The organism is Sphingomonas panacisoli (assembly GCF_007859635.1).
In the GTDB taxonomy this organism is placed as follows: Bacteria; Pseudomonadota; Alphaproteobacteria; order Sphingomonadales; family Sphingomonadaceae; genus Sphingomonas; species Sphingomonas panacisoli.
Map to the genome: position 1 here is coordinate 68,102 of NZ_CP042306.1, position 13,610 is coordinate 81,711.

General features: G+C 66.1%; 14 protein-coding genes. 12 read left to right on the forward strand and 2 right to left on the reverse strand.

The window, feature by feature from the left end:
- Positions 1-103: 103 nt before the first annotated feature.
- From FPZ24_RS00330 to FPZ24_RS00365, 8 genes are all read left to right on the forward strand, one after another.
- Positions 104-901 carry a TerC family protein gene (locus tag FPZ24_RS00330; RefSeq protein ID WP_146569192.1) on the forward strand — a complete coding sequence of 266 codons (798 nt, stop codon included), beginning with the start codon at positions 104-106 and terminating at the stop codon, positions 899-901.
- 31 nt (positions 902-932) lie between these two features.
- Entirely contained in the window at positions 933-1,553 is a 621-nt protein-coding gene (locus tag FPZ24_RS00335; RefSeq protein ID WP_146569193.1) for a ribonuclease D, read from the forward strand.
- A 13-nt stretch (positions 1,554-1,566) separates the two neighbouring features.
- Entirely contained in the window at positions 1,567-2,184 is a 618-nt protein-coding gene (lptC, locus tag FPZ24_RS00340) for an LPS export ABC transporter periplasmic protein LptC (protein WP_240047545.1), read from the forward strand.
- Positions 2,185-2,189: 5 nt separating this feature from the next.
- Positions 2,190-2,723, forward strand: a complete 534-nt coding sequence (locus FPZ24_RS00345; protein ID WP_146569195.1) for an LptA/OstA family protein — start codon at positions 2,190-2,192, stop codon at positions 2,721-2,723.
- A gap of 135 nt (positions 2,724-2,858) precedes the next feature.
- Positions 2,859-3,635, forward strand: coding sequence for an LPS export ABC transporter ATP-binding protein (gene lptB, locus FPZ24_RS00350; RefSeq protein ID WP_186728938.1), 777 nt, complete (start codon positions 2,859-2,861; stop codon positions 3,633-3,635).
- A 3-nt stretch (positions 3,636-3,638) separates the two neighbouring features.
- Entirely contained in the window at positions 3,639-5,132 is a 1,494-nt protein-coding gene (gene rpoN, locus FPZ24_RS00355) for an RNA polymerase factor sigma-54 (RefSeq protein WP_146569196.1), read from the forward strand.
- Positions 5,133-5,182: 50 nt separating this feature from the next.
- Positions 5,183-5,572, forward strand: a complete 390-nt coding sequence (locus FPZ24_RS00360; protein ID WP_186728940.1) for a hypothetical protein — start codon at positions 5,183-5,185, stop codon at positions 5,570-5,572.
- Positions 5,573-5,626: 54 nt separating this feature from the next.
- The gene (locus tag FPZ24_RS00365) at positions 5,627-5,929 is read left to right on the forward strand and encodes a putative quinol monooxygenase (RefSeq protein ID WP_146569198.1); all 303 of its coding nucleotides are present in this window, start codon (positions 5,627-5,629) and stop codon (positions 5,927-5,929) included.
- On the opposite strand, the gene FPZ24_RS00370 is transcribed toward FPZ24_RS00365, so the two are convergent.
- Positions 5,926-6,624 carry a DUF899 family protein gene (locus FPZ24_RS00370; protein WP_146569199.1) on the reverse strand — a complete coding sequence of 233 codons (699 nt, stop codon included), beginning with the start codon at positions 6,622-6,624 and terminating at the stop codon, positions 5,926-5,928. The genes FPZ24_RS00365 and FPZ24_RS00370 overlap by 4 nt on opposite strands.
- 10 nt (positions 6,625-6,634) lie before the next feature.
- The gene (locus FPZ24_RS00375; protein WP_146569200.1) at positions 6,635-7,633 is read right to left on the reverse strand and encodes a ligase-associated DNA damage response exonuclease; all 999 of its coding nucleotides are present in this window, start codon (positions 7,631-7,633) and stop codon (positions 6,635-6,637) included.
- A gap of 110 nt (positions 7,634-7,743) precedes the next feature.
- On the opposite strand from FPZ24_RS00375, the gene FPZ24_RS00380 reads away from it, so the two are divergent.
- The 4 genes from FPZ24_RS00380 (at position 7,744) to FPZ24_RS00395 (ending at position 13,531) form a co-directional block, all read left to right on the forward strand.
- On the forward strand, positions 7,744-10,077 hold the full coding sequence (locus tag FPZ24_RS00380; protein ID WP_240047723.1) for a ligase-associated DNA damage response DEXH box helicase: 2,334 nt from the start codon (positions 7,744-7,746) through the stop codon (positions 10,075-10,077).
- A gap of 103 nt (positions 10,078-10,180) precedes the next feature.
- Positions 10,181-11,110, forward strand: a complete 930-nt coding sequence (locus tag FPZ24_RS00385; RefSeq protein WP_186728942.1) for an aspartyl protease family protein — start codon at positions 10,181-10,183, stop codon at positions 11,108-11,110.
- Positions 11,110-12,060 (forward strand): aspartyl protease family protein, encoded by a 951-nt coding sequence (locus FPZ24_RS00390; RefSeq protein ID WP_146569203.1) that lies wholly within the window; start codon positions 11,110-11,112, stop codon positions 12,058-12,060. The genes FPZ24_RS00385 and FPZ24_RS00390 overlap by 1 nt, the downstream gene beginning before the upstream one ends.
- Positions 12,061-12,124: 64 nt before the next feature.
- The gene (locus FPZ24_RS00395) at positions 12,125-13,531 is read left to right on the forward strand and encodes a M20/M25/M40 family metallo-hydrolase (protein WP_146569204.1); all 1,407 of its coding nucleotides are present in this window, start codon (positions 12,125-12,127) and stop codon (positions 13,529-13,531) included.
- Positions 13,532-13,610: the final 79 nt, after the last annotated feature.

Sequence of the window (13,610 nt, forward strand, 5' to 3'; positions counted from 1 at the left end):
TCTTAGACCAAAATATGGCCGTCCGCGAACAAAATCGTCGGTATTCCTGCCCTTCTCATCGCGATACTTGCGCGGGCGTTGCTCAGACGGCACAGCCTAGGCGATGTCGATCATCGAATTGCTTGCCAGTCCGGCCGCGTGGGCGGCGCTCCTCACGCTGATCGTGATGGAGGTCGTGCTCGGCATCGACAATCTGGTGTTCATCTCGATCCTGTCGAACAAGCTGCCCGAGGCGGAGCGGTCGCGCACGCGGCGAATCGGCATCACGCTGGCGCTGGTGATGCGGATCGCATTGCTGTTTTCGATCTTCATCATCGTCGGCTTGGTGAAGCCGGTGTTCGACCTGGGGCTGACCGGCGCGCTCGACGCGCACGGCAATCCGACGTTCGAGACGGCGTTCTCGATCCGCGACCTGATCCTGATCGCGGGCGGCCTGTTTCTGATCTACAAGGCGACCAAGGAAATCCACCACAGCGTCGATCCCGACGAATCCGATTCGGCGCTTGATAAGACCAACAGCCAGAAGTCGCTCGGATTTACGGCGGCGATCGTCCAGATCCTGGCGCTCGACCTGGTGTTCTCGATCGATTCGATCCTGACCGCGGTCGGCATGACCGACGAATTGCCGATCATGATCGCGGCGGTGGTGGTCGCGGTCGGCGTGATGATGCTGGCGGCGGACCCGTTGGGGAATTTCATCGAGAAGAATCCGACCGTGGTGATGCTCGCGCTCGGATTCCTGCTGATGATCGGGCTGGTGCTGATCGCCGACGGCTTCGGCGTCCATGTGCCGAAGGGGTACGTCTACACCGCGATGGCGTTTTCGGCCGGGGTCGAGATGCTCAATATCTGGAGCCGGCGTGCCCGCGAGCGGCGCAGAGGCAACACCGCCGGCCATTGAGCGTTAAGCCGGATCGGACTAGGCGAAGGCGATGACGGTTCACCTCCACGAAGAAGACATTCCCGCCGGCCTGTTCGCGCCGGGCGCCGCGATCGCGGTCGATACCGAGACGATGGGCTTGGTCACGCCGCGCGACCGGCTCTGCCTGGTCCAGCTGTCCGACGGCGGACCCGACGAACATCTCGTGCGGTTCGCCGCCGGCAGCACGTACGACGCGCCCAATCTGAAGGCGTTGCTTGCCGATCCGGCGCGCGAGAAGCTCTATCATTTCGCGCGGTTCGATCTGGCGGCGGTCAAATATTATCTCGGGGTCACCGCCGGCCCGGTCTATTGCACAAAGACCGCGTCGCGGCTGATCCGCACGTACACCGACCGGCATGGCTTGAAGGAGTTGGTTCGCGAGCTGCTCGGCATCGACATCTCGAAACAGCAGCAATCGTCCGACTGGGGCGGCCCCGACCTCAGCGACGCGCAGAAGGATTATGCCGCGTCCGACGTGCGCTATCTCCACCGCATGCGCGAGGAACTCGATCGTCGTCTGGCACGCGAAGGTCGGACCGAACTCGCCCAGGCGTGCTTCGACTTCCTGCCGTGGCGCGCCGAACTCGATATCGCCGGCTGGCCGGAAATCGACATCTTCGCGCATGTCTAAAGCCGCAGCCTCCATGCGGTCCCAGCGCGAGCATTGGGCGGCGCCGGGAAGCGCGCACGATCATCTCGTCGCGGTCCTGCGCATCGTGTTGCCCGCGGCGGTCGGCGTGGTCGCGGCGCTGATGGTGTTCCTGCCGCTGACCTCGGGCGGCGACGTCAGTTTCGTGCTCGACAAGAACAAGGTCGAGGTGTCGAAGGAGCGGCTGAAAGTCCAGTCGGCGAGCTATCGCGGGCAGGATAACAAGGGCCAGCCGTTCGTGCTGACCGCCGAAAGCGCGCTGCAGAAAAGCGCCGCGCAGCCCGATGTCGATATGCAGAAGCTGATGGCCGAGCTGCAATTGCCCGACGGCTTGGCCAAGCTCGCCGCGCCGAGCGGGAAGTTCAATCCGATCACGCAGCAGATGGACGTCAACGGCCCGATCACCTTTGCCGGCCCCGACAATTACACGCTCAACAGCAACGGCGCGATCGTCGATCTGAAGACCAAGACGATGAACGGCAAGGGCGGCGTGTCGGGCACGGTGCCGCAAGGGACGTTCACCGCCGACAGCATGAGCGCCGACCTCGACGGACGCGTCGTGCGGCTCGACGGACGCGCGCGCTTGCGGATCGCGCCGCGACGCGCGAAATAGGCGCGATGCGTTTTACCACACCACTCTTCGCGCTCGTCGCGGTGGCCGCCACCGGCGCCGCGCTCGCGCAGTCGCGCCACGACAGTTCCGCGCCGATCGACTTCGCCGCCGATCACATCGAGCTGCAGGACAAGGCGAACCGCGCGATCCTGTCGGGCAACGTCCGCATCACGCAGGCCGAAATGGTGCTGACCGCGACGCGCGTGACGGTCGCCTATACCGGCAAGGTCACCGGCGGCAGCCCGCAGGCGTCGCGGATCGACGCGTCGGGCGGCGTGACCGTGACGCGTCCCGATCAGCGCGCGAGCGGATCGTACGGCGTGTACGACGTCAGCCGCCGCACGGTGATCATGCTCGGCGGGGTCAAGCTCACGCAGGGTGCCAATACCGTCAACGGCAGTCGCCTCACGATCAATCTCGACACCGGCAAGGCGGTGATCGACGGCGGCGGGTCGGTGTCGAGCACCGGCAGCGGCCCGACCACGACCAGCGGCGGTCGCGTGACCGGCCGCTTCTCGGTCCCCAAGCGCAACCAATAACCCGATTTTTGGGCTAAATCGTCGCGTCGGCGCTTCCATTTGGGACGGCCGAAGGGCATGGCCATGCACAAAGCTTGCCAATTGGTCCGCCGATAACCATTCGGTAACCAAGAAGCGGGCACTGACGGAGCCGGTATGGACGAGATCACCACCCTGGATGCGATCGAACCGATCGCCGAAGCGCCCAAGATGGACGGGCTGTCGGTGGTGTCGATCGCCAAGTCGTACGACAAGCGCGTCGTGCTGACCGACGTGTCGGTATCGGTCGGCAAGGGCGAGGTGATCGGGCTGCTCGGCCCGAACGGCGCGGGCAAGACGACGTGCTTCTATTCGGTGATGGGGCTGGTGAAGCCCGATTCGGGCCGCATCATGCTCGACGGCGACGATATCACCGGGCTGCCGATGTACCGCCGCGCGATCCTCGGGCTCGGCTATCTGCCGCAGGAAACCTCGATCTTCCGTGGGTTGAGCGTCGAAAAGAACATCCTCGCGGTGCTCGAACTCGCCGAACCCGACAAGTCGGCGCGCGCCAAACGGCTCGACCAGTTGCTCGACGAATTCGGCCTGACCCGGTTGCGCGATGCGCCCGCGATGGCGCTGTCGGGCGGCGAGCGGCGTCGCGCCGAAATCGCCCGCGCGCTGGCGGCCAACCCCTCGATCATGCTGCTCGACGAGCCGTTCGCCGGGATCGACCCGCTGTCGATCAGCGACATTCGCGACCTGATCGTCCAGCTCAAATCGCGCGGGATCGGCGTGCTGATCACCGACCATAACGTGCGGGAGACGCTCGATATCGTCGATCGCGGCTACATCATTTACGACGGCCGCGTGCTGTTCACCGGCACGCCGCAGGAACTCGTCGCCGACGAAAACGTCCGCCGGCTCTATCTCGGCGAGAGCTTCACGCTTTAGCCGATGAGCCTCGCGCCGCGCCTCGATCTTCGGCAGTCGCAATCGCTGGTGATGACGCCGCAGCTGCAGCAGGCGATCCGCCTGCTCGCGCTGTCGAACCTGGAAGTCGAGACCTTCATCGCCGAGGAAATCGAGCGCAATCCGCTGCTCGAAAGCACGCCGCAGGAAGATGACGGGCCGGTGGTCGAACGCGAGGCGCCGGTCGCCGCGAGCGATGAACCCGCCAGCGCCGACTCGCTGGTGATGGGCGAGGGCGGCGGGGAGGCCGCGCTCGACGTCGATTTCGCGGCGGAAAGCTTTCATCATGACAGCGCCGCCGATCAGGCCGGGATGGACGGATCGCTCGGCATGAACGGCGGATCGGGCGGGATGCCCGAGGACGGACCGGACCTCGACGCGTTCGCCGATACCTCGCTGAGCCTCGCCGACCACCTGCTTCATCAGGCGGGCGAGGTGCTAAGCGGGCGCGACCTCTTCGTGGCGCAGCATCTGATCGATCTGATCGACGAGGCGGGCTACCTGACCACGCCGCTGCTTGACGTCGCCAACCGGCTTGGCGCGCCATTGGTCGAAGTCGAGGATGTGCTCGGCGTCATCCAGACGTTCGATCCGACCGGCGTCGGCGCGCGCGACCTCGCCGAATGCCTCGCGCTCCAGGCGAAGGAGGCCGACCGCTACGATCCGTGCATGGCGCGGCTGATCGACAATCTCGATCTCGTCGCGCGGGGCGATCTCGCCCGGCTCAAGCGCCTGTGCGACGTCGACGACGAGGATTTGGCGGACATGATCCGCGAACTGCGCAACTACGATCCCAAGCCCGGCGGCCGGTTCGGCGGCGAGGCGATGCAGGCGGTGACGCCCGATCTCTTCATCGCGCAGCGCAAGTCGGGCTGGGCGATCGAGATCAACGCCGCGACGCTGCCGCGCCTGCTGGTCAACCGGTCCTATTATGTCGAATTGTCGTACGGCCCGCAGGACAAGGCGTCGAAGGCGTGGCTGTCCGACATGCTCGCCAGCGCCAATTGGCTGGTGAAAGCGCTCGACCAGCGCCAGCGCACGATCATCAAGGTCGCCAGCGAGATCGTAAAGCAGCAGGAGGCGTTCTTCCTGCACGGCGTCGCGCACCTCAAGCCGATGACGCTCCGCCAGGTCGCCGACGCGATCGAGATGCACGAATCGACCGTCAGTCGCGTCACGTCGAACAAATATCTCAGCTGCGCGCGCGGGCTGTTCGAGCTCAAATATTTCTTCACCAGCTCGATCCAGTCGTCGGACGGCGGCGATGCGGTGTCGGCGGAAGCGGTCAAGTCCGCGATCCGTGCGCTGATCACCGCCGAGGACCCCAAGGCGATCCTGTCCGACGACACGCTGGTCGACATGCTCAACGCCAAGGGCTTCGGCATCGCGCGCCGCACCGTCGCCAAGTATCGCGAGGCGCTGGGGATCGGCAGCTCGGTGCAGCGCCGCCGGCAAAAGGCGCTCGAAGGGGTCGGCTGAACGCGCGCCGTTTTAGGAATTCCGCAAAACATTTGCGGTACATGAGTCGCATGACCGCTCAGTATTCGGTGACCGCCGATCCGGCGCGCGACCTGATCCGCATCACGCTGTCGGGCTTTTTCGGGGCCGACGATCTGGCGGCGTTCGGCGACAGTCTTGCCGCCGCGCATCGCAACCTGACATGCGGCGCCAACCGCCACGTGACCCTGGTCGATGCCAGCGCGATGAAGGTGCAATCGCAGGATACGGTCGCGGCGTTTCGCGGCGTGCTCGCCGATCCGGCGTTCCATTCGCGGCGGCTGGCGTTCGTGGTCGATCCCACCTTGCTGCGCTCGCAGGTACGGCGCGCGCTCGACGGCCGCGCCGCGCAATCGTTCGGCAATACGGCGGCGGCGGAAGCGTGGCTGTTCGCGGCCGAACCCGACACGGCGGCCGCCTGACCGGTTGACCGCCGGCCAGTCCGCATCCTAGCCCGCATGGCGAGGGAGAGCGGCATGATCATCGTCACCGGCAGCGTCACGGCGAAACCCGGCAGCTTCGAAGCGTTGCTGGAAGCGAGCCTTGCCCATGTCCACCGCTCGCGCACCGAGGACGGCTGCATCAGCCATGCGGTGCGCATCGACAGCGAGGATCCGATGAAGCTCGTCTTCTTCGAGGAATGGCGTGACATGGCGGCGCTGCAGGCGCATTTCACGACGCCGGGGATTGCCGAGTTGCTGGCGGCGTTCCGTGAACATTCCTGCGCGAGCGAGAAGATCACCGCCTACGAGGCGACGAAGCTGCCGCCGCTCGGTTAGTCGTAGTCGATACTGGGATACCAATCGGTCCCGCGCCCCGCGGGCGTGGTGTCCAGCACGTTCCACAGCGGCGACATCTCCGGTGCGCCGCGCGGGTCCTGGCCGGGGTCCTGCGTGCCGCCGAGTTCGCTGCCCCAGAAATGGCGGATCGTTCCGTCCTTGTCCTTGGTGAACACGTCGTAGGACGGCCAGTCGCCGTCGTCGTGCCAGGCATTGTGATCGCGACCGAACGCTTCGGTCGGATCGCTGTAGAGCGGCAGCCCGCGCCAGCCACGTTCCTTCGCGAAATCGTACAGCCGCGCGACCGGCGATCGCGCGATCACCGCGAGGCCGATCTTCTGCCGCAGGTCAAGCGCATTGGCGGCGAGCGGCCCGAGGAACTGCGTGCACATCGGACATGGCCGCTCACGCTCCGGCCCGAACATGTAGCAATAGGTGACGAGTGTATCGTGGCTCTCGAACAGGTCGGCGAGGGTGGCGGGACCATCCTTGCCTTCGAAGCGATAGTCCTTCGTCACGATCGGGGCTTCGGGCAGTGCGCGGCGTTGCGCGGCTACGCGCTCGAGGTGGCGCCGAAGCTCGACCTCCTCCGCGATCAGCGCGGTGCGTGCCTTGGTGTAGGCCTCGCTCTCGCCCGGATAGGGGCGGTGCGCTTTCGCCGCGAGCTGGGGGGCGGGGGCCAGTGCCTCGGTCATGGTGCTCTCCTCAATCGTCCTCGTCCTCATACCCGACTAGCGCCAACGCCCGCGCTTTGATCTGGCGCGTCATGCACCAGTGGATCAACGCTTCCTCGCGGCCGTGGGTCACCCACACTTCCTTGGGCGCGATCTCGGTCAGCGTTTCCGTGAGTTCGTCCCAATCGGCATGGTCGCTCAGGATCAGCGGCAGCTCGACCAGCTTCTGCCGCGCGCGCTGGCGGACGCGCATCCAGCCGCTCGCCATCGCGGTGATCGGGTCGGGCAGGCGGCGCGACCAGCGGTCGTTGAGCGCGCTGGGCGGACACATGACGATGCGGCCCTGCAACTCGGCCTTGGGCACGCCGGTCGCGGGGCGCAGTTCGCCGAGATCGACGCCGAGCTCAACGTACAGATCGCACAGCCGCTGCAGCGCACCGTGGATGTAGATTGGGTCGTCGAACCCCATGTCGCGCAACTCGCGGATCACGCGCTGCGCCTTGCCCAGCGCGTAGGCACCGACCACCACGCAGCGCTCCGGATTGGCGCGGAGCGTCGCGAGCAGCTTGTCCATCTCGTCATGCGTGTCGGGATGGCGGAACACGGGCAGGCCGAACGTCGCTTCGGTGACGAAGACGTCGCACTTTACGGGCTCGAACCGCGCGCAGGTCGGGTCGGGGCGGCGTTTGTAGTCGCCCGACACTACGATCGTCTCGCCGCGATGGCGGAGCACAATCTGCGCCGATCCGAGGACGTGGCCGGCAGGGACGAACTCGACCTCGACCCCGCCCATGTCGAGGATTTCGCCGTAATCCACCGCGTGCCCGGCCTGCGGACCATAGCGCGTTTCCATGATCGCCAGCGTCTCGGGCGTCGCCCACACCGCCTGATGACCGCCGCGCGCATGGTCGGCATGGCCGTGCGTCACTAGCGCGCGCGGGGAGGGCACCGACGGGTCGATCCACGCGTCGGCGGGCTTGACGTAGATGCCGTGGGGCTTGGGATCGATCCAGTCGCCGAGCTTGGCCATGCATCCTATATGGATGGGATGCGCTTGAGTTCCCAGTGACCCAACTTCCACAGCAACTCACCGACTGGTTCGCGTCGCGCGGGTGGCGGCCGCGGCGGCATCAGGTGGAGATGCTCGATGCGGCGCGCGCGGGGCATCACGCGCTGCTGGTCGCGACGACGGGGGCGGGCAAGACGCTGGCCGGATTCCTGCCGACGCTGACCGAACTGATCGAGGCGCCGCAGGAGGGGCTGCACACGCTCTACGTCTCGCCGCTCAAGGCGCTGGCGGTCGACGTGCAGCGCAACCTGCTGACCCCGGTCGAGGAGATGGGGCTCGACATCCGCGTCGAGACCCGCACCGGCGACACACCCAGCGACCGCAAGGCGCGGCAGCGGGTCAAGCCACCCAACATCCTGCTGACCACCCCCGAATCGCTGTCGCTGCTGCTGAGCTATCCCGATAGCGTCACGATGTTCGCGGGGCTGCGGACGATCATCGTCGACGAGGTTCACGCCTTCGCGACCGGCAAGCGCGGCGATCTGCTGAGCCTGTGCATGGCGCGGCTGCAGCGGATCGCACCGGACCTGCGTCGCGTCGCACTGTCGGCGACGGTCGCCGATCCCGACGGGTACCGCGCCTGGCTCGCGCCCGATGGCGATATCGACACGGTCGATCTGGTGCTCGGCGAGCCGGGCGCCGACCCGAACCTCGCGATCCTGTTGCCGCAGGGCCGCGTGCCGTGGGCGGGGCATTCGGGGCGCTACGCCGCCGAACAGGTGATGGCGGAGATCGAGACGCACCGCACGACGCTCGTCTTCTGCAACACGCGCAGCCTCGCCGAATTGATCTTCCAGGACCTGTGGAAGGTCAACGCCATGTCGCTGCCGATCGGCGTGCATCACGGCAGCCTCGCGCGGGAGGCGCGGCGCAAGGTCGAACAGGCGATGGCGGACGGGCGGCTGCGCGCCTTGGTCGCGACCGCCAGCCTCGACCTCGGCGTCGATTGGGGCGACGTCGATTGCGTGATCCAGATGGGCGCGCCCAAGGGATCGTCGCGGCTGCTCCAGCGTGTCGGGCGCGCCAACCACCGGCTCGACGAATCGTCGGAGGCGATCATCGTCCCCGGCAACCGCTTCGAATATCTCGAGGCGCGCGCGGCGCTCGACGCGGTCGAGGCGGGGGCGCTCGACGAGGACGTGTTCCGGCTGGGGTCGCTCGACGTTCTGGCGCAGCACGTCATGGCCTGCGCGTGCGCGGCGCCGTTCGAACAGGACGCGTTGCTCGACGAGATCCGCTCGGCCTTGCCCTATTCGGCGCTGTCGGCGGAGCTGTTCGAGCGCGTGTTGGGGTTCATCCGCGACGGGGGCTATGCGCTCAAGGCGTACGACCGGTTCAAGCGACTGACCCAGGACGAGGACGGCGTTTGGCGCGTCAGTCATCCGAAGTTCGTGACGCAGCACCGCCTCAACGCCGGAATCATCGTCGAGGCGACGATGCTCAACGTGCGGTTCAAGAACGGGCGGCTGCTCGGCAAGGTCGAGGAATCGTTCGCGGCCACGCTGTCGAACGGCGACACGTTCTTCTTCGCGGGAATCAGTTGCGAGGTGATCCGCATCGATACCGAGGACCTGCTGGTGCGCGCCTCCGCCCGGCCCGCGCGGATCCCGACCTATGGCGGCGCGCGGATGCCGCTATCGACCAACCTGGCCGACCGCGTCCGCCATTTCCTCGCCGAGCCCGAGCAATGGGCGCGCTTCCCCGACGACGTGCGCGAATGGCTGGAGGTGCAATCGTACCGATCGACCTTGCCCGACCCGGGGCAATTGTTGGTCGAGACCTTCCCGCGCGAAGGCCGCAACTACATGGTCGCCTACAGCTTCGAGGGATGGAATGCGCACCAGTCGCTCGGGATGCTGCTGACGCGACGGATGGAGACGCAAGGGCTGCGGCCATTGGGCTTCGTCGCGAGCGACTACGCCATCGCGACCTATTCGCTCGACCCGGTGACCGATCCGGCCAGCCTGTTCTCACCCGACATCCTCGAACACGAATTCGTCGATTGGGTGCAGCAGAGCCATTTGCTCAAGCGCGCATTCCGCGAGGTCGCGGTGATCGGCGGGCTGGTCGAGCGCCAGCATCCGGGCAAGCGCAAGACGGGAAAGCAAGTCACCTTCTCCACCGACCTGATCTATGACGTGCTGCAGAAATACGAGCCGACACATCTGCTGTTGCAGGCGGCGTGGGACGATGCGCGCGCCAGGATGACCGATGTCGGGCGGCTGGCGCACTTGCTCGACCGTGCCGCCGACACGATGGTGCATATTGATCTCGATCGCGTGTCGCCGCTGGCCGTGCCGGTTCTGACCTTGATCGGGCGCGAGCGGGTCGCGACGGGGACAGTCGACGACGCGCTGTTGGTCGAGGCAGAGGCGCTGGCGCAGGAGGCGATGCGGCTCGATTAGGGACTGTATTATCCGCTTGGTGCACATCCGAAACGGGCGTACACTGCGGCCTGCGATGCGTAGGTGGGGTATCTGTATCGCGATGACGGCAAGCGCAATGGGGATGCCGTTATTCGCAGAAGGCGGTCAGCCGCAAAAGGATGCCGGCTTGCCTGCCGGAACCGTCCAACCCGCCGCACCATCCGGCGAAACGCTCGGCTTCCGCAACGCGAGCAATCGCATGACGGTGCCCGTACAGGTCGATGGCAAGGGGCCTTACGCATTCATCATCGATACGGGGGCCGAGCGATCGGTGGTGTCGCGCGAACTTGCCGATACGCTGGGGCTCGATGCGGGAACGCGCGCGCGGCTGTTCGATTTCATGGGGGCGAGCACGGTCGGCACGGTCAAGGTCGCCTCGCTGTCCGCCGGGTCGCTGACCACGGGCGAGATCGAGGCGCCGGCGCTGGCCGCGGCCAATCTCGGCGCGCCGGGCATGCTGGGCATCGATGCGCTGCAGGGCCATCGCCTCGTCATCGATTTCGACCGTAACCGCATGACGCTGGCGACGGCGACGAAGCGTCCCAAGGGCGAGTTCGTGGTCGGCGCCGAGTCGCGGCTGGGTCAGCTGATCGTGACGCAGGCGACGTTCGAAGGGCATCCGATTTCGGTCATCATCGATACCGGATCGTCGGTCAGCGTCGGCAACATGGCGATGCGCGCCTTGGCCAAGCGGGCGCCGCGTCCGATCGGTCCGATCAACGTCTCGTCGGTGACCGGCCGGTCGTTCGACGTCAATTACGTGATGATCGACAACCTGCATATCGGGGACATGCAGATCGACAAGTTCGGCCTGTCGTTCGCCGATGTCGCGCCGTTCGCGCGGTTCGGCCTGGCCGAGAAACCGGCGCTGATCCTGGGGATGAATTCGCTCAAGATGTTCCGCCGGGTCGAGATCGATTTCGTCAACCGCGCGATCGCGTTCTCGTTGCCGCGACCGAAGATCGATTTCACGAATACGTGCCGGTCGTACGCCGCGTGCCGGAGCATGTGATGCGCCGGGTGTCGATCCTGGCGGCGGCGGCCGGATTGGCGATCGCCGTCCCGCTGCTCGCGCAAAATTCGAAATTGCCGCAGCCGCCGCCGACCGATCCGGCCCTGGCGACGCCAGAGACGCTGGGGTTCAATTTCAACGACAACCGGATGACCGTGCCGGTATCGATCGGCGCTAGCGGGCCATATCGCTTCGTCATCGACACCGGCGCCGAGCGTACGGTGGTGTCGAGCGAACTCGCCGGCAGCCTCAATCTCGCCGCCGGTCGCCGCGTGCGCGTGACGACGATGGCGGGGCAGAGCACGCTCAACACCTTCATGCTGCCCGCGCTCCAGGTTAGTCTGGTCAAGCCCGACACGATCGAAGCGCCCGCCGTCTCCGCCGTCAATCTCGGCGCGCCGGGGATGCTGGGGATCGACGCGCTCAAAGGCCATGCCGTCGCGATCGATTTCGACCGCAACATGATGGAAGTGCGGCCGTCGTCGAAGCGCCGCAAGTCGGCCGGACCCGACGATATCGTAATCCGCGCAAAGAATCTCTACGGCCAGCTGATCGTCACCGACGCGACGTATAAGGGCCGCCGCATATCGGTGGTGATCGATACGGGATCGCCGGTCACGATCGGCAATCTGGCGATGCTGAAGCGCGTTCGGACCGAAAAATCGCTCGGTAATATCGGGCTGCTGTCGGTCACCGGCCAATGGCTGCAGGCCGATTACCGCGTGATCGACGAGCTGGAGATCGCCAAGATCGGGTTCCGCAGCGTGCCGATCGCGTTCGCCGATGCCCTGCCGTTCAAGCGCTTCGGCCTGACCGATACGCCCGCGCTGATGCTCGGCATGGACACGCTAAAGCTGTTTCGCCGCGTGCAGATCGACTTCGCCAATCGCGAGATTAGGCTGACGCTGCCCAAGGACGCGATCACGACGGGTCCGGTCACGACCGACTAGCGACGGTTGCCACGGCGGCGGAATGCCGCTCTATTCCCGGCTCCAGATAGAACAGGGGGCGGACATGCGCGCATTGGGATGGATCGTCGCGACGGCGTTGGTCGGGCAATCGATGGGCGGTGCGGCGGCGCAGACCCGCCCCGATCAGCAGGCATTTTTCGGACTCTACAAGGAACTGGTCGAAACCAACACGGCGGTCGATGTCGGCGATTGCACCAAGGCCGCGGCGCAGATCGCCGCGCGGCTGAAGGCGGCGGGCTATGCCGATGCCGACATCGTCCAATTCTCGACCCCCGACCATCCCAAGGACGGCGGCCTCGTCGCGATCCTCAAAGGCAGCGACGCGAAGGCCAAGCCGATGCTGCTGCTCGGCCATATCGACGTCGTCGCGGCAAACCGCGCGGACTGGGTGCGCGATCCGTTCAAGCTGACCGAGGAAGGCGGCTATTATTACGGCCGCGGCACCGTCGACGACAAGGCGATGGCGGCGATCTGGGCCGACGCGATGATCCGATTCAAGCAATCGGGCTACAAGCCGAAGCGGACGATCAAGCTCGCGCTGACTTGCGGCGAGGAGACGACCTACGCGTTCAACGGCGCCGAATGGCTGGCTAAGAACAGGAAGGATCTGATCGCGGCCGAATTCGCGCTGAACGAGGGCGGCGGCGGGCGCTACAACGCCAAGGGCGAACGCGAATTGCTGGCGATCCAGGTCGGCGAAAAGGCGGCGCAGAACTTCACCTTCACGACTACCAACCCCGGCGGACACAGCTCGCAACCAGTGCCCGACAACGCGATCTACGAGCTCGCCGACGCGATCAAGCGCGTCCAGGGCTATGAGTTCCCGGTCAAGTTCACCGACACGACGCGGGCATTCTTCGGCATGGTCGCGAAGGCGCCGACCACGCCGAAGCCGATGGCCGACGCGATCACGACCTTGCTCGCCAACCCCGACGATGCCGCGGCGAACAGGATCGTCAGCCTGGACAAGGCGCTGCATTCGACGCTGCGCACGACCTGCGTCGCGACCCTGCTCAAGGCCGGCCACGCCGAAAATGCGCTGCCGCAAAGCGCGACTGCCAACATCAATTGCCGCATCTTCCCGGGCGAGAGCGTCGACGGCACGCTCGCCAAGCTGAAGGAATTGGCTGGGCCGAAGGTCACGGTGACCGCCAACTCTCCGATCCGCCCGATCGGCATTCCGCCCAAGCTCGATCCCAAGATCACCGGGCCGATGACGACGCTGGCCGCCAAATATTTCCCCGGCGTGCCGCTGTTGCCGACGATGTCGACCGGCGCGACCGACGGCATCTTCCTCGAAGCGATCGGCATTCCGGTCTACGGCGCGCCGGGGGTCTTCGTCGACAGCGATTTCAGCGGCGTGCACGGCCTGAACGAGCGGATCCGGGTGGAGTCGCTCTATGCCGGGCGGGACTATCTGTACGATCTGGTGAAGGCGTATGCGGGCTAGGCTCGGCGCAGCGGAATAGCGCCGCTATTCCGCGTCCCGGCGGCGAGTGCGGCCGGCGATGCAACCGGCATCGGCCGAC